At 42.8% G+C, this 23,183-nt stretch carries 26 protein-coding genes; 9 read left to right on the top strand and 17 right to left on the bottom strand.

Features of this window, described 5'->3' with window-relative positions:
* Positions 1–107: 107 nt before the first annotated feature.
* Positions 108–1,535, bottom strand: a complete 1,428-nt coding sequence (purB, locus tag H1R16_RS11690) for an adenylosuccinate lyase (RefSeq protein ID WP_181886368.1) — start codon at positions 1,533–1,535, stop codon at positions 108–110.
* A gap of 191 nt (positions 1,536–1,726) precedes the next feature.
* On the opposite strand from purB, the gene H1R16_RS11685 reads away from it, so the two are divergent.
* From H1R16_RS11685 to H1R16_RS11675, 3 genes are read left to right on the top strand one after another with little or no spacing between them, the layout of a single operon-like run.
* A complete protein-coding gene (locus H1R16_RS11685; protein WP_181886369.1) occupies positions 1,727–2,428 on the top strand; it encodes a DUF4197 family protein in 702 nt (233 codons plus the stop codon).
* 55 nt (positions 2,429–2,483) lie between these two features.
* Positions 2,484–2,792 (top strand): DUF493 family protein, encoded by a 309-nt coding sequence (locus H1R16_RS11680; RefSeq protein ID WP_181886370.1) that lies wholly within the window; start codon positions 2,484–2,486, stop codon positions 2,790–2,792.
* Positions 2,793–2,800: 8 nt separating this feature from the next.
* Positions 2,801–3,700, top strand: a complete 900-nt coding sequence (locus H1R16_RS11675; protein ID WP_181886371.1) for a TIGR01777 family oxidoreductase — start codon at positions 2,801–2,803, stop codon at positions 3,698–3,700.
* Positions 3,701–3,704: 4 nt separating this feature from the next.
* On the opposite strand, the gene H1R16_RS11670 is transcribed toward H1R16_RS11675, so the two are convergent.
* From H1R16_RS11670 to H1R16_RS11655, 4 genes are all read right to left on the bottom strand, one after another.
* On the bottom strand, positions 3,705–4,052 hold the full coding sequence (locus H1R16_RS11670; protein WP_181886372.1) for an arsenate reductase family protein: 348 nt from the start codon (positions 4,050–4,052) through the stop codon (positions 3,705–3,707).
* A 28-nt stretch (positions 4,053–4,080) separates the two neighbouring features.
* Positions 4,081–4,695, bottom strand: coding sequence for a deoxynucleoside kinase (locus tag H1R16_RS11665; protein WP_181886373.1), 615 nt, complete (start codon positions 4,693–4,695; stop codon positions 4,081–4,083).
* A gap of 73 nt (positions 4,696–4,768) precedes the next feature.
* Positions 4,769–5,467 (bottom strand): hypothetical protein, encoded by a 699-nt coding sequence (locus tag H1R16_RS11660; protein WP_181886374.1) that lies wholly within the window; start codon positions 5,465–5,467, stop codon positions 4,769–4,771.
* Positions 5,468–5,563: 96 nt separating this feature from the next.
* On the bottom strand, positions 5,564–6,586 hold the full coding sequence (locus H1R16_RS11655; RefSeq protein ID WP_181886375.1) for a glutaminyl-peptide cyclotransferase: 1,023 nt from the start codon (positions 6,584–6,586) through the stop codon (positions 5,564–5,566).
* A gap of 249 nt (positions 6,587–6,835) precedes the next feature.
* Here H1R16_RS11655 and H1R16_RS11650 point away from each other — a divergent pair, with 249 nt between their 5' ends.
* The gene (locus tag H1R16_RS11650) at positions 6,836–7,087 is read left to right on the top strand and encodes a BPTI/Kunitz-type proteinase inhibitor domain-containing protein (protein ID WP_181886376.1); all 252 of its coding nucleotides are present in this window, start codon (positions 6,836–6,838) and stop codon (positions 7,085–7,087) included.
* 82 nt (positions 7,088–7,169) lie between these two features.
* On the opposite strand, the gene H1R16_RS11645 is transcribed toward H1R16_RS11650, so the two are convergent.
* Positions 7,170–8,420 carry a CinA family nicotinamide mononucleotide deamidase-related protein gene (locus tag H1R16_RS11645; RefSeq protein WP_181886377.1) on the bottom strand — a complete coding sequence of 417 codons (1,251 nt, stop codon included), beginning with the start codon at positions 8,418–8,420 and terminating at the stop codon, positions 7,170–7,172.
* Between the two features lie 185 nt (positions 8,421–8,605).
* Between H1R16_RS11645 and H1R16_RS11640 the strand changes: the two genes are divergently transcribed.
* Complete coding sequence (locus H1R16_RS11640; RefSeq protein WP_181886378.1) at positions 8,606–8,989, top strand: SpoIIAA family protein; 384 nt, start codon at positions 8,606–8,608, stop codon at positions 8,987–8,989.
* A 79-nt stretch (positions 8,990–9,068) separates the two neighbouring features.
* Here the strand turns inward: H1R16_RS11640 and H1R16_RS11635 are convergent, their stop codons facing one another.
* The 3 genes from H1R16_RS11635 to H1R16_RS11625 form a co-directional block, all read right to left on the bottom strand.
* Positions 9,069–9,899, bottom strand: coding sequence for a dienelactone hydrolase family protein (locus H1R16_RS11635; protein WP_181886379.1), 831 nt, complete (start codon positions 9,897–9,899; stop codon positions 9,069–9,071).
* Between the two features lie 120 nt (positions 9,900–10,019).
* Positions 10,020–10,886, bottom strand: a complete 867-nt coding sequence (lipA, locus tag H1R16_RS11630) for a lipoyl synthase (protein ID WP_181886786.1) — start codon at positions 10,884–10,886, stop codon at positions 10,020–10,022.
* Between the two features lie 45 nt (positions 10,887–10,931).
* Entirely contained in the window at positions 10,932–11,489 is a 558-nt protein-coding gene (locus tag H1R16_RS11625) for an RNA polymerase sigma factor (RefSeq protein WP_181886380.1), read from the bottom strand.
* A gap of 109 nt (positions 11,490–11,598) precedes the next feature.
* Here H1R16_RS11625 and H1R16_RS11620 point away from each other — a divergent pair, with 109 nt between their 5' ends.
* On the top strand, positions 11,599–13,212 hold the full coding sequence (locus H1R16_RS11620; protein WP_181886381.1) for a M1 family metallopeptidase: 1,614 nt from the start codon (positions 11,599–11,601) through the stop codon (positions 13,210–13,212).
* A gap of 5 nt (positions 13,213–13,217) precedes the next feature.
* Here the strand turns inward: H1R16_RS11620 and H1R16_RS11615 are convergent, their stop codons facing one another.
* The 5 genes from H1R16_RS11615 to H1R16_RS11595 all read right to left on the bottom strand — a co-directional run bounded on the left by H1R16_RS11615 (position 13,218) and on the right by H1R16_RS11595 (position 18,864).
* Positions 13,218–14,369 carry a sensor histidine kinase gene (locus H1R16_RS11615; RefSeq protein ID WP_181886382.1) on the bottom strand — a complete coding sequence of 384 codons (1,152 nt, stop codon included), beginning with the start codon at positions 14,367–14,369 and terminating at the stop codon, positions 13,218–13,220.
* Positions 14,370–14,376: 7 nt separating this feature from the next.
* Positions 14,377–15,762, bottom strand: a complete 1,386-nt coding sequence (gene dacB, locus H1R16_RS11610; RefSeq protein ID WP_181886383.1) for a D-alanyl-D-alanine carboxypeptidase/D-alanyl-D-alanine endopeptidase — start codon at positions 15,760–15,762, stop codon at positions 14,377–14,379.
* A 110-nt stretch (positions 15,763–15,872) separates the two neighbouring features.
* Entirely contained in the window at positions 15,873–16,121 is a 249-nt protein-coding gene (locus H1R16_RS11605; protein WP_181886384.1) for a NifU family protein, read from the bottom strand.
* A gap of 42 nt (positions 16,122–16,163) precedes the next feature.
* A complete protein-coding gene (locus H1R16_RS11600; protein ID WP_181886385.1) occupies positions 16,164–17,270 on the bottom strand; it encodes an Mrp/NBP35 family ATP-binding protein in 1,107 nt (368 codons plus the stop codon).
* Positions 17,271–17,436: 166 nt separating this feature from the next.
* Positions 17,437–18,864 carry a dicarboxylate/amino acid:cation symporter gene (locus H1R16_RS11595; protein ID WP_181886386.1) on the bottom strand — a complete coding sequence of 476 codons (1,428 nt, stop codon included), beginning with the start codon at positions 18,862–18,864 and terminating at the stop codon, positions 17,437–17,439.
* Between the two features lie 223 nt (positions 18,865–19,087).
* On the opposite strand from H1R16_RS11595, the gene H1R16_RS11590 reads away from it, so the two are divergent.
* Together H1R16_RS11590 and H1R16_RS11585 are read left to right on the top strand one after the other, a co-directional pair.
* Entirely contained in the window at positions 19,088–19,564 is a 477-nt protein-coding gene (locus tag H1R16_RS11590) for a BON domain-containing protein (protein ID WP_181886387.1), read from the top strand.
* A gap of 10 nt (positions 19,565–19,574) precedes the next feature.
* On the top strand, positions 19,575–19,994 hold the full coding sequence (locus H1R16_RS11585) for an SH3 domain-containing protein (protein ID WP_181886388.1): 420 nt from the start codon (positions 19,575–19,577) through the stop codon (positions 19,992–19,994).
* Positions 19,995–20,046: 52 nt separating this feature from the next.
* On the opposite strand, the gene H1R16_RS11580 is transcribed toward H1R16_RS11585, so the two are convergent.
* The gene (locus H1R16_RS11580) at positions 20,047–20,661 is read right to left on the bottom strand and encodes an alpha-ketoglutarate-dependent dioxygenase AlkB family protein (protein ID WP_181886389.1); all 615 of its coding nucleotides are present in this window, start codon (positions 20,659–20,661) and stop codon (positions 20,047–20,049) included.
* Positions 20,662–20,736: 75 nt separating this feature from the next.
* Entirely contained in the window at positions 20,737–21,588 is an 852-nt protein-coding gene (gene speB / locus H1R16_RS11575; RefSeq protein WP_181886390.1) for an agmatinase, read from the bottom strand.
* A 154-nt stretch (positions 21,589–21,742) separates the two neighbouring features.
* Between speB and H1R16_RS11570 the strand changes: the two genes are divergently transcribed.
* Entirely contained in the window at positions 21,743–22,402 is a 660-nt protein-coding gene (locus tag H1R16_RS11570) for an HAD family hydrolase (protein WP_181886391.1), read from the top strand.
* Between the two features lie 187 nt (positions 22,403–22,589).
* Here H1R16_RS11570 and H1R16_RS11565 read toward each other — a convergent pair whose 3' ends face one another.
* The gene (locus H1R16_RS11565) at positions 22,590–23,060 is read right to left on the bottom strand and encodes a hypothetical protein (RefSeq protein WP_181886392.1); all 471 of its coding nucleotides are present in this window, start codon (positions 23,058–23,060) and stop codon (positions 22,590–22,592) included.
* Positions 23,061–23,183: the final 123 nt, after the last annotated feature.

Here is a 23,183-nt window from a genome sequence, read left to right as displayed (position 1 = left end):
GTCAGTAAGGTAAAACCTACAAACCATATCATACCTAAAATAACAACGGCTTTTTTTGATATGAATTTAGTAAAAGTTCTCATTGCAATTAAACGATGTTAGACGAATTACACTTTCAAATCCGCTTCCATGCCTATAAGACCGGCATATTTATCCAAAATTGGCTGCACCTCATTCTTAACAAACTCTTCTGTCTGAATTGGCGCGAAGCCAACAAAATTCTTAGGATCAAGAACTTCCATCAGTTTGGATTTGTCCATTTTAAGTGTCGTATCGTTAAGTATGCGTTCCAGCAGGTCATTTTCCTTACCTTCTTCCTTCACTTTCTTCGAAGCTTCCATTGAATGAACGCGGATGGTTTCGTGAATTTCCTGACGGTCACCGCCGGCTTTCACTTCTTCCATAATGATATATTCGGTGGCCATAAAAGGCAGCTCATCCATGATATGTTTGTTGATGCGGTTTTCATACACCACGATTCCGTTCATAATATTATTCCAGATCAGAAGGATTGCGTCCACTGCCAGGAAAGACTGCGGAATTGCAAGTCTTTTATTGGCTGAATCGTCCAAAGTCCTTTCAAACCACTGAGTTGCAGCTACCATTGCGGAACTTGAACTCAATGACATCACAAATTTGGAAAGCGCACCGATTCTCTCGGAACGCATCGGGTTTCTTTTATAAGCCATTGCCGAAGAACCGATCTGGTTTTTCTCAAAAGGCTCTTCTATTTCCTTTAAGTTCTGCAGAAGTCTAAGGTCGTTGGTAAATTTATGTGCCGACTGGGCAATATTGGAAAGCAGGGACATCACTTTCGCATCGATTTTACGGTCGTAGGTCTGACCTGAAACACCGAAAACTTTATCGAACCCAAAACGCTTTGAAAGTTCTGTATCCAAATGCTTCACTTTAGCATAATCGCCTTCAAAAAGCTCAAGGAAGCTTGCAGCCGTTCCGGTAGTACCTTTTACACCACGGAATCGAAGTGTCTCAATGAAAAACTCAAGTTCCTCAAAATCCAGGATTAAAGACTGCAGCCATAACGTAGCACGCTTGCCGACAGTAGTAAGCTGGGCAGGCTGGTAATGAGTAAACCCGAGCGTGGGTAGGTCTTTATATTTCAGGGCAAAATCGGAAAGATTTTTAATTACATTCACCAACTGTTTTCTTAAAAGAAGCAAACCGTCGCGCATCTGGATCAGGTCGGTATTATCGCCAACAAATGCCGAAGTTGCCCCCAAGTGAATGATTCCCTTCGCAAGCGGAGCAGCATCGCCGTAAGTATGTACGTGAGCCATCACATCATGACGGAATTTCTTTTCATATTCGGCTGCTTTATCATAATCGATAATTTCAGCATTTGCCTTAAGTTCAGCTATCTGCTCATCGGAAATCTCAAGACCCAGATCTTTCTCAATCTCTGCCAGAGCGATCCAAAGCTTACGCCAGTTTCTGAATTTATTGTTCGGGGAAAAATTGTAAAGCATTTCCGGGCTTGAATACCGTTCCTCAAGTGGATTTTTGTACGAGTCCATTCTTTCTTTTTACTTTTTATCGTCACAAAAATACGATTTTTAGTGGGAAACAGCGGTGCGAACTACAACAAAAAAGCAGGGTTATGCCGTGATTTCATTGTGGCAGAAAGGCAGAGACGGTGCACACCTTAACCAGATACCTGTATTTGGCGTAATATTTGAGATTGCACCTTAGTTTTAAATCAGACATCATGAAAAAGATCATACTTTCCGCAGCACTTCTAATGGGAACCGGCGGGGTTCTGCTCACTTCCACTCAATCCTGTATGGCCCTTGCAACCTCGGACCTGGGTCTATCCGTAATAAAACGTGTTCTGCTGGGCGGAGTATCACAGATGGCCAATATTTTTGGTAACAAACAGGCCTTTCTTCAGAATGACCTGATTGTACGCGCTTTGCCGGAAAACCTTAGGAGCGTTTACAACCTTCTCGACAGAGTGGCACCAAACCTGGCAACCACGGGCAAGGAGTATGTAGCCGAAAGTGCTGCATACACTGTTAATATATCACAACCTATCCTTCAGAATGCGGTAAACAGTTTGACAGCCAATGATGTATCCCGCATTATGCAGGGTGGTCAGGGAATTGCCACGCAGGTGCTCAGAGAAAAAACCGAGCAGCAGTTAATCCAGGCCATTATGCCGCAGGTAGACCAGAAACTTAATCAATTCGGCATTGTAAGGACCATAAATACAGCACTGCAGGGTACCAATATGCTGGGAAGTCTTTTTGGCGGGCAGAGCAGTACCAGCAATCTGGGTGGTAACGGTTTAAGCAGACTGGCATCTGAACAAATGGTAAACGGTATTTTCAACATCATTGAAGATTATGAGCAAAAAAACAAGTCAAGCATGTTAGGCGCCTTCAGCGGCAGTGCAGAATCAATCAAATAATGCTATCTTTAGGGTTCTTTTTTAAGGACCTTTTTTCATCAACAAAATTATCAGAATGGACCCATTATACGTCGACGCCAGCGGACAAAATCAGGATGAATTTTACGAATCACTGAAGACTAAACTGGAAGAGAATCATAATTTTCCCGAAGATTATCTGTACAAATTTATCTTTCCGAACGATAACCTTAAACTGACGGAACTTTATCAGATTTTTGACAAGATAAAATACACCATTTCCACCCGTGAAAGCAAAAACGGCAAATATATCGCTGCCAGTATGACCGCTTTCGTGATGGATGCCAATCAGGTGGTGGACCTTTATAAAAAGGTTGCCAAAATTGAAGGCGTTGTTATGCTTTAAGGGCGGCTATGAAAATTCTGATCACCGGAGGCACCGGACTTGTAGGTACAAAACTTGTTAAGGAGTTGCGGAAACGGGGCCATACTGTAAATGTTCTGGTAAGGAAAAAGAGCAATAAGCCTAATGAATTTTATTGGAATTACAATAGGCGCCAATTGGACAGTGAGGCACTTGAAGGCGTGGAAAGTATTATCCATTTGGCAGGTGCAAGCATCGGCAAGAAATGGACATATGAATACAAGCAGGAACTGATTTCCAGCCGTGTGGACAGTGCGAATTTTCTGTATGACCACTGTACTCTTGCAGACATAAAGTTAAAGTCATTCATCTCTGCTTCAGGAGTCAATTATTACGGAACCTTTATTTCAGATGATATTTTGAATGAAGAAGCCGGTATAGTTAAACATGATTTTCTCAGTGATCTTTGTCTTAAATGGGAAAGTGCCGCACTTCATTTTGGAAACATCGCAGACAGAACTGTTATACTCAGAACCGCACCCGTTCTGTCAGAAAAAGGGGGCACCATGGAAAAACTTAATATGATAACCAACCTTAATCTCTCCAGTGCTATTGGTAAAGGATCACAGTGGTTTAACTGGATTCATTTAGACGATCTGGTGGATATGTATGTTCAGGCTGTAGAAAACCCTAAGTTTGAAGGTGTATTTAATGCAGTGGCAGATGAGATACCCACCAATAAGGAATTTATGAAAAGCCTGGCTAAATCAAGATCGAAATTATTTTTGCCCGTAAACGTACCATCATTTCTGTTGAGGATGGTATTTGGGGAAATGAGTGTAGTTATCCTGGAAGGAACACGCGTAAGAAATAAAAAAATCAAATCCCTGGGATTTGATTTTAAATATCCTGAACTGAAGCAGGCCCTTAAGTCATTTGTAAAAGCCTGACTTCTTATTTATCAATAAAGAACCTTACGTTCTCGACAGGACGGCCAACCATCGCAACAGATCCTTTAATCAAAATAGGTCTTTGCATTAACGAAGGGTTTTCACTTAAGACGTGAATCCACTCTTCTTCAGATAATTCTTTGTCGGCATATTTTTCTTTGTACAGCTTATCATTCTTACGGATGAGACCGTCTATGTCGGTATTCAGTTTTTTCAGGACGGTGCGAAGTTCAAGTTGGGAGAGCGGATGCTCTACAAAATCTATGATTTCGAATGCGACATTATTTTCGTCCAGATGCTCCAGGATTGCCCGGGATTTGGAACAGCTGTTATTATGAAGGACTTTAATCATGGCTGAATAGGATGTAGAGATTAGTTAATTAAAATAGGCCATGCATTTCTGTTTCGATGCGCTGCAGGATATATCCAAAATCCTCAGGCCGCTCCACAAAATCCAAATCATCAACTTCAATGATCAGTAGTTTTCCCTCTTTATATCCGGAGATCCAGCGCTCGTACTTCTGGTTAAGCCTGGACAGATATTCTATACTTATAGTGGCCTCATAATCGCGACCACGCTTGTAGATTTTTTTTACCAGATTCGGAACATCTGATTTAAGATAAATCAGCAAATCCGGTGCCGAAACGAAACTCCGCATTAAATCAAAAACTGCTGAGTAATTATTAAAATCGCGGTCAGAAAGCAAATTCATATCATTCAGATTCTCCGCAAAAATATGTGCATCTTCATAGATCGTGCGGTCCTGAATGACGCTTCTGCCACTATCACGGATTTCCTTCACCTGGCGGAAACGGCTGCCTAAAAAATAAATCTGGAGTGCAAAACTCCATTTGCTCATATCGGCATAAAAATCTTCCAGATAAGGATTATGGTCCACATCCTCAAACTGAGTATCCCAGCCATAATGTTTGGCCAGCATGGTCGTTAACGTAGTTTTGCCTGCACCTATATTTCCTGTTACCGCAATATGCATCGTGAATGGTAGTGATTAATTAATAAAAGACTGTAAAACCAATGCGGTCTGTTGTTATACCCTATTTCTCACATTAATTTTTAACGGGGTAAAGATAGAGGTTGTTGCCTTTGATTACAAAGTAACGTGTTGAGTTTTTATCCACAATCGCGGCTGTGGGATCGCTGAATATCCGGACAGTCTGCCCTTCGTTATAGAGCCATACTGCATTGTCTGCAATAATGTAGATTCTGTCATTTTCACGTCTTAACCTTTTACCATTTTGGAATGGCAACTCCACCAATTTTTCAGATTTAAAATTGTAAACAGCCAGGTGGTTATCGGTAACAATATATATCAGACTGTTAAAAACCAAAAAGTCGCGTACTGTTTCATATTCAATATTCAGCGGAATGTTTTGTGCGGTCTTATTTTCTCGGAAATTGTACCTGATCAGGCGCTTGGTACTGTCATCCAGCAGCCAAACAAACTGCTGATCTTCGGCGTAAGCTGCCCGTATATATCCGAAATGGTTACGGAGATCTACGGTCTGGATTTCGTTAAGGTTCTGGTCATAGAAGCGGAGAACCTGTGCATTTTCGGAAAAAGTGGGAATATTAAGCGGGTTTTGAACGGACTGTATCCGGAAGGGCAATGTAAGCATAAGCCGTCCTTTCTGAATGCCCAGCGAATCGTATTTGGTAAGGCTGAAATCTTTATTCTGATACAGATAGATATTGCCGTAATCATCGGCAAAAAGTTCCTTTGTTTCCCGCAGATGCAGAGTGTCCATAGGCAATATATGCTGCGCGTGGGCCCTGCAGCATATAAAGAAAAGGATATAGATAAGTCTCTTCAAATTTCAGGACATTTATCGCTGCTGTGCAGTTTATTTAACAGAAACCTCATAGATTTTAGGCCAGTTCTTACCGGTGACAAGCATATTATCCCCTTTGAAGGCAATACCGTTCAATACATCGTCATCCCCTGTGGTATGCTTTTTCGCTAACTCTGAAAAATCAAATTTGCCGGTAACTTCTCCGTTTTTAGGATTGATCTTAAGGATAATAGGCTTCTGCCAAACATTGGCATAAACAAACCCCTTGTGGTATTCCAGTTCATTCAGACGGTCATATGCAGTAGCATTACCGGCAACGGCTACATACCTTACTAGTTTGGATGGATCTGAGGAATCAAGGAAGTAGAGATTCTTCGTTCCGTCTGAAGCGATCAGGTTTTCACCGTCGTACGTAAGACCCCAACCCTCGCCCATTACATTTGGGTATGGAAATTCGCCTAAAAGCTTTAATGAAGATTTATCGTAAATAAAACCTTTTTTGTTTTGCCAGGTGAGTTGATACACCTTGTCGCCAATGATTGTACTTCCCTCAGAAAAAACATCTGCCGGCTGCTCAGTAAAGGCAATCGGAGTAGTAGTTCCAAGTGTGTATTTAAGAATTTTTGAAGAACCGTTCTGTCCGTCAGATTCATAGACCGTATTTCCTTCCAGCTGAAAGCCCTGTACAAAATTGGCTACATCATGTGGATATTCTGCAACAACCGTATAGTTCAATTGCTCCTCGGCTGTTTTTGCGAATACGTAGATAGTGGCATCCTGGGTCAGGACCTCGCCATCTTTCTTTTTTATATTAAAGGTAACTGCATTGTCGCCAAGCGTAAAGAAATTAGGATCAACTATAAGTGCAGAAGTTTCCTTATCTCCAAAGCTGATTGTTATTTCAGCGGCATTTTCCATCACTTCTGCCGGAAGCTGAAGTTTATCGCCAAAATGATAGCCTTCACTCTCCATCTGAAGGTTGTAATCGTTCAGTGTATTAAGAATTTCCTTGTCCTTATTACAGCCCGTCAGTACGAAGAGCGCAAACAGTGCAACGGCGAATTTCCTTTTCATTCTTTTTTTTTTCAAAAATAGTGATTTTAAAGGACATATGCAGGAACCGGAGTTTGATAGGAGGCAATAAGAAACTGAAGTATAAACCTTTTTAAGCAAACACCGTAAAGCCTGTCCCCCAGTAATTTAGACGTAAATATGGACTGCAGAAATATACCATATTAATTTATATTTTATAATTTTACTGTAGCAGAAGCGCAGATCAAATGAGTAAGTCTCTACACATATTAACCTTATAATATATTGATTATGAAACAGTCTTTACTTCTCAAAAGTGTGCTGCTGGTGTGCACCAGCCTTGTCATTAACTGTTCACGTGACTGTGGTCCAAAGCCCGCCGTATGCAGCGAAATTCCGCCAGCAAATGAACTTTGTGCCGCCAATTTTACGCGCTGGTTTTATGACGAGGCCAGTAACAAATGTGAACAGATTACCTACACCGGCTGTTCCCAAAAAGGGTTTGCCACGGTTCAGGAATGTGAGGCGTGTAAGTGCAGGTAAAACGGATCTGCAAATACATACCTTTTCTCAGTTGGACGGTTTGTATTCTTATTTCGTGAATTGTGCTGACAATTCTGCAGTCTTACTTGGTGTTTACAAGAATCTCCACCAGGTCCTGCAGAACCCGTTGTGAGACAAACTGTGCAAAATCGTTCCGGTGAAGATGTGGGAGGTGGAGTTTCTGTGTCTTTTCGAAACTTTTAGTGCGAATGGAATAGTAAACGGTGCCCACTTCATTATCAAATTCATCAGTAGAAGGACCCGCCACTCCTGTGGTGGAGAGGGCAATATCTGTCCCGAAAAGAGTAAGACAACCCAAGGTCATTTCCTGTGCTACTTCAGCGGAAACCGTAGTTTTTTCTGAGATAGTCTGTGCCGAAACACCAAGGATTTCAATCTTTTTGCGGTAATCATAAGGAATGATGCCACCCAAAAAATAAGCAGAACTGCCCGGTACGGACGTTAAGAGCCTGGCCACGGCACCGCCCGTGCAGCTTTCAGCCGTGGAAATTGTAAGTTGCCTGGTAATCAGTATTTCCTTCAGTATTTCCTGAATTTCATTCCCATTCCAGGAAATTACATGGTCTCCTATCAGCGGTTCAAGCTTTTTCACTTCGGTATCCAGCTGCGCGCTCAGCGCCTCCAGGTCGGAGCCGCTGCAGTTGAGCCGTAACTTTATTCTGCTGCCCACAGGAAGGTAAGACAGAGAAATGGAAGGTGGCAAAGCCAGTTCCCAACTCTCAATCTGTTCAGAAAGCAAACTCTCCGGGATTCCAACCACAGAAACGGATCGTGTTACAAGATGGTTTACAGAATTACGTTCTGTAAGAAAAGGGATAATTTTATCAGTCATCAAAGGTTTTACCTCGTAGGGAACGCCCGGCAGGCAAAACACGAGTTTACCCTGCTCATCCATCATCATGCAGGGTGCGGTGCCGTTTTCATTCTGGAAAACCCTTGCCCGCGAGAGCACCATAGCCTGAGGTCTGTTCAGTTCCAGCAGATGTTCGCGTTTCCGTTTGATGAAGAGATTTTTTAAATGTTGAAAAGTGGTCTCGTCGAGAGCAAGTTCATCGTTGAAGAACTGAGCGAAAGCAGTTTTTGTCCTGTCGTCTTTTGTTGGTCCCAGCCCACCAGTGGTGAATACTAAATCTGCCAGGGAACAGGCCGTCTGAAGAGCTTTCCTAATAATGTCAGTTTCATCAGCAACAGTAAGAATCTGAACCACCGGAATCCCTATCTTTTTCAGCTGCCCCGCAATAAAGGTGGAATTGGTATCCACGGTGTCCCCGGACAGGATTTCGTCGCCAATAGTTATCAGAACTGCTTTCATTAAATATAATTTTGCCCTAAATTTAAAGTATTCGCCGAAGAATGAGGGCATATTCATTAAAAAACCGGAAGACTTTTCATACGAGATATTAATCGGGTGGTGAAAATCACAAAGTCCTGTTGGTTCAATTCTTGTTGACCTGAGATGAGTTTAACTAACTGAAGAATAACACTAAATCCTACAATATGATCACCGTAATTCCCGATGTACCCGAAAATGTAGCCGCTTTTAAGGCTACCGGCGAAATTTCGCAAGCCGACTTTGAAAACCTTGTTTTACCGCACGTACAGGCAAAAGTAAATGCTTTCGACGAACTGAACTATCTGCTCTTGCTGGATACTGACCTGGATAACTGGACGGCCGGGGCCTGGTTCCAGGATGTCCTTTTGGGCCTGAAAAATCTGACCAAATGGAACCGCGCGGCTATTGTAACAGATAATAAAGGTGTACAGAATTTTACAGATATCTTCAGTGTCCTGATGCCGGGTGAATTCCGCTCTTTTCCCACAGAGTTTATTCAGAATGCGATCTTCTGGTGCGCCAATGGTGACGAAGTTGACGCCGATTAAACGTATGAACTCTACGAAAATGAGTATGCGCCGAAACTCTGTTTCGGCGCATACTCATTGCTATAATTTCCAGGATTCTTTATTTCAGCACACCGGCCAGAAAAGCTTTCATCTCGTTCCATGACTTTTCATCCGCTGCCTTATTATAGGCTACGGGAATATTAAACTTTTTTCCTGTTGCAGTTGCCTCCGGGTTTGTGAAAGCATGAAGCGCGTCCAGATAGTTTACAAATTTGTAATCAATTTTTGCACTGTCCATCTCTTTCTTATAATTGGCAATCTCTTCCTGTGGCACCAAAGTATCCGCCGCGCCGTTGAGAACAAGGTATTTCACCTTATTGTTTTTTGCACGTATCCCCGTTGTCAGGTTTCCATGGAAACTCACTACTCCCTTAAAATCATTATAGGTCCTTCCCATATTCAGAGCCTGTGCTCCCCCGAAGCAGTAACCGACAATGGCCATCCTTGTGTGGTCTGCATTTTCGGCAATGATCACCTTATTTTTGGCTGCATCGAACATCCGGCGCGCATCAATCGGGATTTTGTAGAAATGAGAAGATAATTTCTGAGCTTCTTCAGGGGTCTCAACCACTTTTCCATCGCCATAATAATCCACTGCTACCGCATAATAGCCCAGTTCTGCCAACTGCTTCGCACGGTTTTTAACATAGTCATTCAATCCCCACCATTCCGGAAGCACAAAGACTACGGGCAGCGGTCCTTCTGAATCTGTTTTATAGGCAGCAAAGGACCGGTGGGTAACGCCGTTTATGCCGTAAGAAAGATCTTCGGTCTTAATCATTGATTTCTTGTCCGTCAGTTCAGTTGTAGACTTCTCCAATGTTGATTTATCAGTGCATGAGAAATTGAGGAATGCCAGCATGGCAACCGAATAAAGAGCTAATTTCATATCATACTTTATTTTGCGTTACTAAAAATAGAACATTTCTTCCACCTAACAACCTAATAACAGTGATGGAATACAAGCCAAAAAAAGCTGCATCTCTGCAGCTTATATTTTGTTTGGATTCTAGTGGATATGCTTTTCCGCGTGGTAAGAACTACGCACCAAAGGTGAACTTTCCACATGTCTGAAGCCTAAACTTCTGGCAAAATCGCCAAATTCCGTAAACTCTTCCGGAGTAATGAATTTCTTTACCGGCAGATGTTTCTTTGTAGGTTGAAGGTACTGCCCAATGGTAATCACGTCCACATTTGAGTTTCTGATATCTTCAATAGTTTGGAAAACCTCGTCGCGCTCTTCGCCCAGTCCCAGCATAAGACCGGTTTTGGTCCTATTCTGTCCGGCTTCCTTTAGATAGCGCAAAACTTCAAGACTTCGCTCATACTTTGCCTGTATCCTCACCTCGCGGGTAAGGCGCTTTACGGTTTCCATATTATGCGAAATAACCTCCGGAGCAACTTCAACCAGGCGGTCTATATGTTTGGTGATACCCTGGAAATCAGGAATCAGGGTTTCCATAGTGGTTCCTGGTGAAATCCTCCGAACGGCATTCACCGTTTCGGCCCAAAGTATGGAGCCCATGTCTTTAAGGTCGTCCCTATCTACCGAAGTAAGTACTGCATGCTTGATTTTCATCAATTTAATGGACCTGGCCACCTTTTCCGGTTCGTCCCAGTTTACATCCAGCGGTTTTCCGGTTTTCACGCCACAAAATCCACAGCTTCGGGTACAGATATTCCCAAGGATCATGAACGTAGCTGTACCTTCGCCCCAGCATTCGCCCATATTAGGGCAGCTGCCGCTCTGACAGATGGTATTCAGCTTATATTTATCGACAAGACTACGGAGTTCACGGTAGTTTTTCCCGGTAGGAAGTTTTACGCGGATCCATTTCGGCTTTTGAATAGTGGTATCTACAACAGTGTCGTTCATCATTAAAAATAAAGAGCAAATTTACGAATTTAGAAATTGCCGTGTTCAGTCTTCATATTCATCGGTTTTCAGCAGTGCCGAAAGGACTTTTTTAGCCCGCATGATCCTAACTTTAGTGTTTGAAACTGTTAGATTAAGTTCCTCAGCAATCTCTTTAATGCTTTTCTCTTCAAAAAAACGCAGGCGGATAATTTCCTGATAATTAAGATCCAGTGTGGCAATGACAGCCAGAATTTGCTTCTGCTCCTCTTCGGAAATCAGAAGTTCTTCCGGTGAACGCGCAAACTGGTCCCGGATTTCGTCGAAACTGTTTACGGCATCTTCATTTTCACGGTTTTTCCTTCTCCAAAAGTCAATAACCGTATTCTGAGCAATGGTTAGAACCCAGGTCTTAAACTGGAAATTGGGATCGTAAAGATCAAGCTTGTTCAGTACTTTGGAGAATACATTTACAGTAATCTCGTCTGCGTCAATCTCATTTTTAACTTTCTTCATCACAAAAGAAAAAACATCCACCCAAAAAAGGTTGATGAGGTGAGTCTGCGCTTTCTGGTCCTTTTGCTGAGCTCTGCGTATGAGCGTGATAAGTTGGCCGTCTTTCATTGAAGAGGTAAAAATACAAATTTATAAGGATGATTAGGAGCAATTTCAGCAATAATATGGCCGAATTGCTTACCGTTTTATTTGTTATTTTTGATGAAATTTACCACAGATGAAAACTTCGATTTTCCTTTTCATGCTTTGTTCCTTAGGTCTAGGCGCTCAGAATTATACCAAAACAGATTCGCTGAAAGGATCCGACAATGCTTACAGAAATTTCTGGGATGTTAAAAGGTATGAACTGACCGTAGAAGCAGATTTTGACACAAAGATGGTCAGCGGAAGCAACCTAATTCAATTTGATGTAATCAAAAAGGTTAAAGACCCAATATTTCAGATCGACATTCAGGAGCCGATGAAGGCAGCTGTGCTTAAATCTAATTTTAAGATTATAAAAACTGAGCGGGAAGGAGATTTTCTGTGGATACACGCGGACGGAACTTTTGAACCTACTACCAAATACCAGATGGAAATTTCCTATTCGGGGAATCCCAAAGTTGCAAGGAATGCACCATGGGACGGAGGATGGGTATTCACCAAAGACGATACCGGAATGCCGTTTATGAGTGTAGCACAGGAAGGAATCGGCACGTCGGTGTGGCTGCCTGTTAAGGATCATTGGGCAGATGAACCAGACAATGGAATAAAGATGAAGATCATTACGCCGAACACCCTGTTGGGCGTAGGAAACGGCCGCCTGATCAGGACCGAAACCTTTAATGATAAAAAACACTATACTTGGGAAGTAAAGAACCCCATCAACGCCTATTCCATAGTGCCGAACATTGGCAATTATGTGAATTTTAAAGACACCTACAGCGGTGAGAAAGGCCAACTTGATCTTGATTACTGGGTTCTGAAAACCAATCTGGAAAAAGCCCGGACGCAATTCTCCCAGGTAAAACCGATGATGAAAGCCCTGGAATATTGGTTTGGACCCTACCCTTTTTACGAAGACAGTTTTAAACTTGTGGAAAGTCCCTACCTGGGCATGGAACACCAGAGCAATGTAGCCTACGGAAACGGTTACGCCAATGGTTATCTGGGGAGGGATTTATCAGGAACAGGAGTTGGTTTAAAATGGGATTTCATACTTATCCATGAAAGCGGACATGAATGGTTTGCCAATAATATTACGGCCAAAGACAAAGCAGATATGTGGATTCACGAGGCGTTCACATCATACTCCGAAACTCTTTTTACCGAAAACTTCCTGAACCGCACGGATGCGGACAGATATGTGCAGGGAACCCGTAACAACATTCAAAACGACCGGCCTGTAATCGGGGATTATGGCGTTAGGAATACGGGAAGCAGCGATATGTATTATAAAGGTGCCAATATGCTGCATACGATCAGGACCATCATAAATGACGATGTAAAATTCCGGAGTATCCTGCGTGGAATTAATAAAGATTTTTATCATCAAACTGTGACCTCTGGGCAGATTGAGAATTATATCTCTGAAAAATCCGGACTGGACCTTACTACGGTTTTCGACCAATATCTTCGTACGACCAAGATACCCGCTTTTGTTTACAGACAGAATGGAAAAATGCTGGACTTCCGTTATGAAAATGCGGTGAACGACCTGCAGCTGCCATTAAGGATTAACGGAAATCAGCTGATCCGGCCTACTGAAAGTTGGCAGCAGGTTGAACTGAACTCTCCTGCCCCTGTGGTTTTTGACAATAATTATTTTGTTGATTACAGGAAATCAAACTGAAGTATCTATTTCCTAAGGACAACACGGAAAGTAGTTCCCTTTCCGAGGTCAGTTTGCGGTATCCGGATATCGCCGCGGTGGTATTCCTTAACCACGCGTTTTGCCAGACTGAGTCCAAGTCCCCAGCCACGCTTCTTGGTTGAGTATCCCGGCTTGAAGACATTTGCGGCCTGGCGGGCGGTGAGTCCGCAACCGGTATCGCGGAAGTCAATGATAATATTCCGTCCGCGCTCATAAGCAAGGATTTCCAGCTTACCCTGACCCTTCATGGCATCAACAGCATTTTTAACTAAATTTTCAATTACCCAGCTCAGCAGAATCCGGTTGTGTGGAATAATAATCTGTCGGGCCGGAAGGTTCAGTGTGAAATTCACCTTGCCGGAAATCCGTTTTTTAAGATAATCATAATTCTGATGTATGGTCTCAGAAAGATTCATATCATTTAGTTCGGGAACCGAACCGATCTTGGAAAACCGTTCGGAGATTGTCATCAGCCGGTTCACATCCTTTTCTATCTCAGCGGCTTCCTGGGAGTCGGGATTGTCCATCCGCATAATCTCAATCCAGCCAATCATTGAAGACAGCGGCGTACCTATCTGATGTGCAGTTTCCTTTGCAAGGCCCGCCCACAGAAAACCCTCGTCAGTTTTCTTTATTGTGCGCAGAAACCAGAAAGAGAAAAGCAGATAAGCAAATATGAAAAGACCAAGCACATAAGGCGACCAGCGTAAATCATTGAGCAGGCGTGAATTGTCGTAATAGACAAACTGGTTGTTGCCGTCTGGGAACTTAAGTTCAATGGGCGGGTAGGTCTTACCCATGTTTTTAGCCAACTCGGCAATTGCAGCGGCGTCGTTCTCTATCTCGGGCGGAATATTTCCATGGAACATAGGTCTGTTCTCGCGGTCAAGTATAATTACCGGAATGGTGCTGTTAGAACTTGTGATTTTAAGAAGTAAGTCCTGAACATCAGGATCGGGTGCCACGACATTCTGCTGGAACTTAATCGCGCTCGCAAAAAGGTCGATCCTCTTTATCTCCTCTTTACGCAGATAATCGATCAGGATTACGGATGAAACCACGATCGCCGATGTCACCACGGTGAGTAACCCAAAGACAAACCACTGATTGAGCCTGGAAAGAAGAGGTCTTTTCAAGAATATTTTATTTTAAGACGTTTAAGACTTTGTAGAGCGCATCACTTACATTGCCACCCTGATAATTGTTGATGATGACGGAATATACATACCTTTTTCCGGCTCCGGACGTATGATAGCCTGCGAAGGATTTTATGTTCCTGATGGTGCCGCTTTTCATCTTCATACCGTTCTGCTCCGGGAAACCCTCAATATAACTGTTGAACCAGGCTTGTTTTTGGGACCATAGCAAAGCCTGAACTTCCGCCCGTGCTGAAACGTAATTCTGAGGTGACAGTCCGCTGCCATCGGCAAAGTTAATCATCGCCTCATTAATGCCTTTATTTTTCCAGAAATCCTTCATATAATCAATACCCGCATCAAAGCTTCCCGAGCCTCTTTTATCTTTAGCCATGGTCTTTACAAATGTTTCGCCGTACAGATTTACACTCTTCTTCAGAAACCAGTATACGATCCTGTCAAGTGTGGGCGACTGCCAAGTAAAGAATATATTGGACTCGGGCGCCTTCATTATTTTCAGACCTTTAATAAGCTGTCCACTGTTGGTTATAACATTGCCGGTAAGCGAGATGCCGCTTTCGCTGAGCCAGGATTTTATTTCCATGCCCAACTGCATGGGTGGATTGGGTAGTGCTCCGGAGACCGTCATCGCTTTGGTCGGTAAGGTACCGTTTATCAGGGCTACCTCTGAATGCGGTGCGGTGAAAATAAGGCTTTGGTCTGAAATTCCACCAGTTTTCACCTCGTTAACCCACTTCACATTGTGCAGAGGTATATTAAAATCTTTGATTTCACCATTACGCAGATTCACATCAAACTGATTTTCGCGCCAGTTCACACTCCAAACACCCGCGCCGTAATAGTTTCCCATATCATCCCAGGGCCAGCCACCCGGAACGGTTTGAAAATCAAAATAGGTATCATCAATAACCAAATCTCCTGAAATGAAGGTAATACCCTGCTTTTTTAGTGCATCAATAAGTTTTCGGCGGAAGTCCTCCGGCTTATAACCATCGTAGCGCCAACTGCCCAGGGTTGGATCTCCGTTGGAGCTGATAAAAAGATTTCCATCAAGTTTACCGGAGATTATATTGCCGGAATAGGAGGCTGTAGTTTTATAGGTGTAGTTTTTGCCTAAGGTTTCCAGCGCAGCTGCTGCCGTAAATATTTTCTGGGTTGAAGCTGTAGACAAACCTTTATTTCCCTGATATTCATAAATGAACTTACCGGTTTCATCGGCCACATAAAAAGACAGGTTAGCCGAATAGGCAGCGGGAGTTTCCAACAGATTTTTAGTGGCGGCATCCAATTTCTGTGCGACATCCTGAGCGAAAAAAAACTGGCCTCCCAGCACTGCAGCAGCAATCAGGTGTTTCTTTTGAATACTAATCATAGCCAAATATAGTAAAAGCGGTATCAATATATAATTTTCCGGAATTTCTGTGAACAAAAAACCCTTTCAGCCTGTGTGGTTGAAAGGGTTTATTATGCTGCGTGAAGGTGTTAGTTTAGACTTACCACTTCAGTAATTTCGGGAGCATGCTGCTTAATGGTGTTTTCCACACCCAACTTCATTGTCGAAAAGCTCATAGGACAACCGTTGCAGTTACCCTGAAGCTTCACGATCACCTTACTGCCTTCCACATCAATAAGTTCAATATCTCCCCCATCCTTATTCAGAAAAGGCCGGATGCTTTCCAGTGCTTCCAGCACTCGGGTTACAGTTGCCTCGTGTACAATATTACTTTCCATATTATTTTGCGGGCTTAGGATTTCTAAAGAAACCTTTGCCTTTTATTTTTTCTTTGGTGAACAACCGGCCATGGTTGTAATCTTTACGGCTTCGGTAGGCGGAAGGCTTTTATTTCTTTCCACCAGACTTTCGATCATACTTTTTGCGGTCTCAATATAGATATCCGCAATCTTGGAACCTTCCTGCAGTGCGGCGGGACGGCCTACATCACCTGCCTCACGGATGCTCTGGATAAGAGGTATCTCACCAAGTACGGGAATTCCGATATCTTCGGCGAGGTACTGAGCGCCCTGCCTTCCAAAGATATAATATTTATTTTCCGGAAGTTCATCCGGCGTGAAATAGGCCATATTTTCTATCAGTCCTAGAACAGGAATGTTGATGCTTTCCATCTGGAACATAGCGATACCCTTACGAACATCGGCCAAAGCCACATGCTGAGGCGTACTTACGATTACAGCGCCTGTAACCGGTACTTCCTGAATTATGGATAGGTGAATATCTCCGGTTCCCGGCGGAAGGTCAATAAGAAGGAAATCCAGTTCGCCCCAGTGTGCATCACGGATCATTTGGTTAAGGGCTTTTGAAGCCATTGGCCCACGCCATACCACTGCCTGGTTGGCTCCGGAAAAATATCCAATGGACAGCATTTTCACACCGTAATTCTCAACAGGCTGCATAAGATTTTTACCGTCTATTTCCACTGAAAGGGGTTTCGCACCTTCGGTATCAAGCATTGTCGGTACAGATGGACCGTAGATGTCCGCATCCAGAAGACCTACTTTGAAACCCATATTTGCCAACGTAACGGCAAGGTTAGCGGCAACTGTGGATTTACCTACGCCCCCTTTTCCGGACGCTATGGCGATGATATTCTGAATTCCCGGAATCTGCTTGCCTTTGATCTGGTTTTGCTGAACCTCGGTTGGCTCAGGCGAAACTATTTTTAACTTCAGCACCACTTCCTCCCCAAACTGAGAGGCAAAGGCCTGCTTCATAGCTACTTCAAGTTTTTTCTTTTCGTGCATGGCCGGCGAGTGCGCGGTCATATCTATATATACCTCATTGCCCATAACCTGAAGGTTATTTACGAGGTCTTCCACTTCAATCTCTTTCAGGAATTCCTGAACCTTTACTTTCGTCAACATAATTATATCTGAATATTGAACAGCAAAGTTACGGAATAAACGCCAATTTAGACTTAATAAAAATAAGGTTTTTCAGCAACTGCTGTACACCTGATGATCTTCATAGGAAGTTTCGGGAATGAATGGGAATTACCGAAGTTAATGTAAATTAATGCAGTAGAAGAGATTACTCTTCTTCAAAATTCAGCGCGGCCTGCTGGTCAAACTCGCCTTCCCATTTGGCGATAACTACAGATGCGAGACAGTTTCCGATTACATTTACAGAAGTACGTCCCATATCCATCAGCTCATCAATTCCCAGTATGGCGGCTATGATGAAGACCGGCAAACCAAACTGGTCCGCCGTGGCGATAAGGATAATTAAGGAAGCTCTTGGTATGGCCGCCACACCCTTGCTTGTAATCATAAGGGTAAGACAAATGAGCAACTGCTGACCGAAGGAAAGATCCATACCTGCCGCCTGCGCGACGAAAATTGAAGCTAACGAAAGGTATAGGGTGGTTCCGTCCAGATTGAAGGAGTAACCCGTGGGAACTACAAAAGAAACAATCTTCCTTGGAACACCGAATTTCTCCATGTTTTGCATTACCACAGGCAGTGCAGCATCCGAACTTGTGGTTGCAAAGGCGATTGAAACCGGTTCCTTTATAGCCTGAATGAACTGTTTGATCGGCACCTTCATATAGAGCGCAATAGGCAGGAGTACCAGCAGCAGGAAGGCAATCAGTGCGCAGTAGAGCGTAAGCAGGAGCATAAATAGATATTTGAGGATGTCAATGCCCATATGTCCTACGGTATACGCCATGGCAGCACCCACACCAATCGGCGCAAAATACATGATAATGTGCGTATACTTGAACATCGTCTCCGCCAGACTGTCCACAAAATCCACCATAGGTCTTTTCTTGCGTTCGGGTAACTGCGCAAGGCCGATACCGAATATCACCGCAAATACCACAATCTGAAGAACCTGGTTATCATAAATTGACTTGATGATGTTTTCCGGAAATACATCGCGGAAAAATGAAGTTGTCTTAAAGATCCAGTGGTTTTCCTCCGGAATAGATTCCAGTGCACGCTGGTCTGCCTCCTTTAACGAAGAGGTTGCGGGAAGATCGTGATGCGGTATTTTGGAGGCATCAATCCCAACTCCCGCCTGCGAAATATTGATGGCGGCAAGTCCAATGAACAGTGCGATTGTGGTTGCCGTGTAAAAGTAAAGTAATGATTTCCACGCCATACGTCCCACCTGCTTCAGGTCCGAATGTCCGGCAATTCCATATACAAGAGTGGCAAATAAGATAGGTCCCACAATAGTTTTCACTAAACGGATAAAACCCTGACTGAGTGGCTGCAGCGAGAGCGCAATTCCCGGATAATCCCGGCCTACAATAACACCCATTACAATGCTGACCAAAATCCATGTCGTAAGGTTCTTTCTCTGCAAAGCGTAGGTTATCATACCCAATACAAACAGCAGGTGACCAAAAACCAGATAATCAGGTGGCAGTGAGTTTAAAAGATTTATTCCGTGCAGCAATACAGCTACAGTGAGTGTGAAATAAGGAAAGATCCTTAGGAGTGTAGGACTCATATATTTTTTATAACGGCTACAAATATATAATTTTTCATCAGAGTGTTAATAAACATTAAAAATAGGGCTGCACTAAACACGAAGGATGAACTGATAAGGCAATCAGGAGCAGAGAGGGCGGTCTTCCTTAAAATTTAAGAAACATTTAGCCTTTAGCTGAAACATCGATAGACTAAATATTCCTAAATTTGAGAATATAATTCTTAACATTAAATAATTTACTATGAAAAAAATGTTTGCAATGGCTACCCTGGCACTGGCGATTTCCTTTGGTTCGGTTGCCTGTAAAGAGAAAGTGTCTGATGCTGAACTCACTACTCAGGCTACTACTGTGGTTACGAGCAATCCCGGAGCTACTGTTGAGGTAAAAGACGGAACCGCACACCTGAGCGGCACTTTTCCTGATGAAGCTTCACGCGATGCTATGATCAGCCAGCTGAAAGCAATTCCTGGAATAAAGGATGTAATGGATATGACCCGCATTGAAGCGCCGGTAGTTGAAACTGTTTCTGCAGTAGACCCAGCGGTTCAGCAAAAAGTTCAGGATGCGGTAAAGGATTTCCCGTCAGTAAAGGTTGAGGTGGTGAATGGCGAACTTACACTTACAGGTGACGTTTCTCCGGCTCAGGCCAGAAAAATAAAGGAATCTGTAGATGCGCTGCAGGCCGGAAAAGTAAATTACAACTATAACGTTAAATAACAGTAATAATATGAGTGCATTACAGGATAAATATGCCGGCGTGATTTCAGCAGCACAGTCTGCGGGTATTTCCGGATTACAGGTACGTGAGCAGGACGGGATATTATATGTTTCGGGCTCTGCAGGCAGCACGGCGGCGAAGGATGCCGTATGGAACGCTTTGGGTGCCATAGATACTACCTACTCCGCATCAGACATTAATGTTGATGTGCAGGTGGCCGGACTTAGCACAGGAGCAAACCTTACGGTAAATACGGAAGAATCCAGTCTGAACATAAGACAGGAACCATCTACCGAGGCTGCCATCATTGGAAAGGCTTCCAAAGGTGATTCCGTAACTTTGGTTGAGCAGTCCTCAGATGACTGGTGGAAAATCAGAACTTCCTCCGGTGAGGAAGGTTATGCTTACGCAAGGTATTTGAGAGCGTAACAGAAATATTTAAAATGATTACCCTTGAAGTCCCCGAAATATCGGGGATTTCTTACTTTTCGATAGTTCGGAAAGTCAGGTTGATCCGAGGGGTCGCTATTTTCTTGGTAGGTGGTAAACGGTGAAGCCAAAAGCTTTGCGTCTGGTCTTTCATTACCAGCAAACTGCCGTGTTCCAGTATCAACTCCACTTTCTGGCCGGTGTATTTATGTTTGAATGAAAATTTCCTTTCAGCACCAAAACTCAGTGAGGCAATTGCGCCATTTTTCTTAAGGTCCTTTTCGCCGTCGCTGTGATAGGCCATACCCTCTTCGCCACTGTGGTAAAGGTTGAGCAGACAAGAGTTATAGGTTTCACCCGATTTCTGTTCAACTATACTCCTCAGTTCCAGAAGATCATCGGTCCACGCCAATGCAGTTTTTGTAGATTTGGAGTAAGTATATTCAAAATCCTTATCACCATACCAGGCCACCTTTCTTTTGGTGATGATCTTTTTGCCGAAAATCACGGCTTCATCGTTTTTCCAGTCGATGTTGTGTAGCAGACTGTTGTAAAATTCATCTGCCAGCTCAGGTTCCAGCACCCTGCCATAGTAATTCACCGTACCGTCCAGCGGCAGCAGATTTTTTTCAGGATCAAGATTTTGGTCAAAAAACAGATTTAACATAATTCAGCAACTTAGTATAAAAATAAAAACTTCCCGGGAGTCCGGAAAGTTAATATCTATAATTTTAAAAAATCCTTATTTATTCAAATGATAATAAGCCAGCATCTTGTAGTAGAGCTTGGCCGCGAGGAAAGCTGTAGGTTTGGGCATAGGTGAATCCATAAGCTCCACGATATCAAATGCTACTACATTGCATTTCTCAAATACTTTCTTAAGCAGTTCTAAAGTTGGATACCACTGCAGTCCACCCGGCTCCGGGGTACCTGTAGAAGGTGCAATAGAAGGATCGAAAGCGTCCAGGTCTATGGTGATATATACATTTCCTGAAACTTTAGCAAGAACATCGTCTATCCAGTTTGGATTGGTCGCGATTTCATGTGCCCAGAAACACTGTCCTTCCGGAACATACTGAATTTCTTCGGCATCGCAGGAGCGGATGCCCACCTGAACCAGATTCAGCTTCTGCGAAGCTTCAAAAACCGCGCAGGCATGATTAGAGGTGGATCCGTGAAACTCAGGTCTCAAATCCGTATGCGCATCCAGCTGCAGAACAGTAAGATTTTCATACTTCTCGCCTACCGCACGGATAGAGCCAATTGAAACCGAATGCTCACCGCCAAAAAGAGTGAACAGCTTACCGTCATTCTGAAGAAGTTCTTTGGTTTTCTGATAGACCGCCTCAGTCATAGCCTCCGGCGAAGAGTTTTCAGAAATATCACCCGCCAGAAATACCCCTTCCAGGTAAGGCTCCGTTCCGGTTTCAATATCATAGAGTTCCATATTCTCGGAAGCATCCAGGAAAAGTTCAGGACCTTTGTCGGCACCTTTGCCCCAGGTTGATGTTCCGTCGTAAGGCACGGTCACAAGCATTACTTTCGAATTTTCCAAAGTAGCATTCTCTTCGGGTATTGCAGCATATGTTCTCATTTATCTTCTTCTGTTTTTAATGTTATTTTTTGAAATCCAAAGATAATAAATTGCAGTGACAAGCGGTGGGTGCCTATATAAATGCTGCTGGATGCCGAACTGTTCGCAGCCCTGATTCGCTTAAATTTTAATAGTTTTGCAAAAAAAAATTGAAATGCCTTTAAAAGCTGTTTTATTCGACATGGACGGAGTGATTGTGGACACTGAACCCCTGCACAGGAAAGCTTATTTCCGGATGTTTGAGGATTTCGGGATTGATGTCTCGGAGGAACTCTTCACCACCTTTACGGGAGCCTCTACAAAAAGGGTTTGCAATACGCTCATAGATACGTTTGGTCTTGAGGCCGACCATGAGGATCTGGCACGGATAAAAAGGCATCATTTCAAAAATTATTTTGATACAGATCCGGACTTCGACCTAATTCCGGGAGTGAAAAGCCTGATTGAGAACTATTATGACAACGGGATTAAGATGGTACTGGCTTCATCGGCACATATGAATACGATTAACTGGGTGTTTGAGAAATTTGAGCTGGAGCCCTACTTTGTCGGGAAAATTTCAGGTGCCGACCTGCAGGAATCCAAACCCCACCCGGAAATCTTTGAGCTCGCTGTTCAAATGGCCGGTGAACACAGAGAACATTGTATGGTGATTGAAGACTCAACAAACGGTATTGAAGCCGCACATGCAGCGGGTATTTTCTGTACGGCTTATCAAAGCGCACATTCCAAGAATCAGGATTACACCAAGGCCAACCTGTCAGTATTTGATTTTGCAGATATTGAATTTGAAAAGGTGAAGAAGTATTTCTAATCACTAATGTCCGATACTGAGCCTCTTTGGTCATCCTACATCCTAAAAGCGAAAAACTCCCTAGACTGCTGAAATCCTCATGAAAAGCTGCCGAAAGTTCCGTTCAACGGGCTTTCATTATTGGATTTTCAAGCCCAAGGAAAGCTTAGTTATTAGCAGTAGTTTTCTTATTTATTTTTTGTTTTAATTATTTATTGTATTCTGTTTCTAAAATTATATTTACTCTATTTTCACTTTCATTTTTATCCAATATTTTTTCATCATAAGAAGTTTCGATTTGTGTCTTTTTCCAGAAAGGATAGAATATTACACTTGAAGTTCCAAAATTTACTGAGTTGGAATTTGAATGCTCAATTTCAATAGATGTTTTAAAAATTGTGTTTCCTTTAATGTAATTTGTTGTTTTAATTCTGTTCGTTAATAAATCAAATGTTTGAAATATTCCTTCATCTAAATTATTATATTCTTCACTGAAATGCTTATGAATAAAACCGTAGCCTACAACTAATTCTCCAAGAGTATTTGAAATCCAAAAGCTTGAATTTTTAATATTCAAATATTCATTTCCATCTTCCTCCTTTGAATAGTCTATTTTATCTCCTAATTTCTCGATTAAAAAATCTTTAATTTCTTTAAATTTCTTTTGGTTGCGGTTCATTTTCTAAAATTCCGACTAGGTTAATTTAATACATTGATCTTCGGTTGGTTAACGTATTAATATCTTTATCAGTCAGACCAAATTTAGTGATTTGTTTTTGTATTCTTTTCACTGCGGCCATTT

Origin of the sequence: Marnyiella aurantia, from assembly GCF_014041915.1 — a bacterium.
GTDB classification, from domain to species: Bacteria; Bacteroidota; Bacteroidia; order Flavobacteriales; family Weeksellaceae; genus Marnyiella; species Marnyiella aurantia.
This window is presented reverse-complemented; position numbering and strand designations above follow the sequence as displayed.

Coding starts and splice junctions, on each gene's coding strand:
- purB (WP_181886368.1), bottom strand. CDS start 1,535: ATGGACTCGTACAAAAATCCACTTGAGGAACGGTATTCAAGCCCGGAA.
- H1R16_RS11685 (WP_181886369.1), top strand. CDS start 1,727: ATGAAAAAGATCATACTTTCCGCAGCACTTCTAATGGGAACCGGCGGG.
- H1R16_RS11680 (WP_181886370.1), top strand. CDS start 2,484: ATGGACCCATTATACGTCGACGCCAGCGGACAAAATCAGGATGAATTT.
- H1R16_RS11675 (WP_181886371.1), top strand. CDS start 2,801: ATGAAAATTCTGATCACCGGAGGCACCGGACTTGTAGGTACAAAACTT.
- H1R16_RS11670 (WP_181886372.1), bottom strand. CDS start 4,052: ATGATTAAAGTCCTTCATAATAACAGCTGTTCCAAATCCCGGGCAATC.
- H1R16_RS11665 (WP_181886373.1), bottom strand. CDS start 4,695: ATGCATATTGCGGTAACAGGAAATATAGGTGCAGGCAAAACTACGTTA.
- H1R16_RS11660 (WP_181886374.1), bottom strand. CDS start 5,467: ATGGACACTCTGCATCTGCGGGAAACAAAGGAACTTTTTGCCGATGAT.
- H1R16_RS11655 (WP_181886375.1), bottom strand. CDS start 6,586: ATGAAAAGGAAATTCGCCGTTGCACTGTTTGCGCTCTTCGTACTGACG.
- H1R16_RS11650 (WP_181886376.1), top strand. CDS start 6,836: ATGAAACAGTCTTTACTTCTCAAAAGTGTGCTGCTGGTGTGCACCAGC.
- H1R16_RS11645 (WP_181886377.1), bottom strand. CDS start 8,420: ATGAAAGCAGTTCTGATAACTATTGGCGACGAAATCCTGTCCGGGGAC.
- H1R16_RS11640 (WP_181886378.1), top strand. CDS start 8,606: ATGATCACCGTAATTCCCGATGTACCCGAAAATGTAGCCGCTTTTAAG.
- H1R16_RS11635 (WP_181886379.1), bottom strand. CDS start 9,899: ATGAAATTAGCTCTTTATTCGGTTGCCATGCTGGCATTCCTCAATTTC.
- lipA (WP_181886786.1), bottom strand. CDS start 10,886: ATGAACGACACTGTTGTAGATACCACTATTCAAAAGCCGAAATGGATC.
- H1R16_RS11625 (WP_181886380.1), bottom strand. CDS start 11,489: ATGAAAGACGGCCAACTTATCACGCTCATACGCAGAGCTCAGCAAAAG.
- H1R16_RS11620 (WP_181886381.1), top strand. CDS start 11,599: ATGAAAACTTCGATTTTCCTTTTCATGCTTTGTTCCTTAGGTCTAGGC.
- dacB (WP_181886383.1), bottom strand. CDS start 15,762: ATGATTAGTATTCAAAAGAAACACCTGATTGCTGCTGCAGTGCTGGGA.
- H1R16_RS11605 (WP_181886384.1), bottom strand. CDS start 16,121: ATGGAAAGTAATATTGTACACGAGGCAACTGTAACCCGAGTGCTGGAA.
- H1R16_RS11600 (WP_181886385.1), bottom strand. CDS start 17,270: ATGTTGACGAAAGTAAAGGTTCAGGAATTCCTGAAAGAGATTGAAGTG.
- H1R16_RS11595 (WP_181886386.1), bottom strand. CDS start 18,864: ATGAGTCCTACACTCCTAAGGATCTTTCCTTATTTCACACTCACTGTA.
- H1R16_RS11590 (WP_181886387.1), top strand. CDS start 19,088: ATGAAAAAAATGTTTGCAATGGCTACCCTGGCACTGGCGATTTCCTTT.
- H1R16_RS11585 (WP_181886388.1), top strand. CDS start 19,575: ATGAGTGCATTACAGGATAAATATGCCGGCGTGATTTCAGCAGCACAG.
- H1R16_RS11580 (WP_181886389.1), bottom strand. CDS start 20,661: ATGTTAAATCTGTTTTTTGACCAAAATCTTGATCCTGAAAAAAATCTG.
- speB (WP_181886390.1), bottom strand. CDS start 21,588: ATGAGAACATATGCTGCAATACCCGAAGAGAATGCTACTTTGGAAAAT.
- H1R16_RS11570 (WP_181886391.1), top strand. CDS start 21,743: ATGCCTTTAAAAGCTGTTTTATTCGACATGGACGGAGTGATTGTGGAC.
- H1R16_RS11565 (WP_181886392.1), bottom strand. CDS start 23,060: ATGAACCGCAACCAAAAGAAATTTAAAGAAATTAAAGATTTTTTAATC.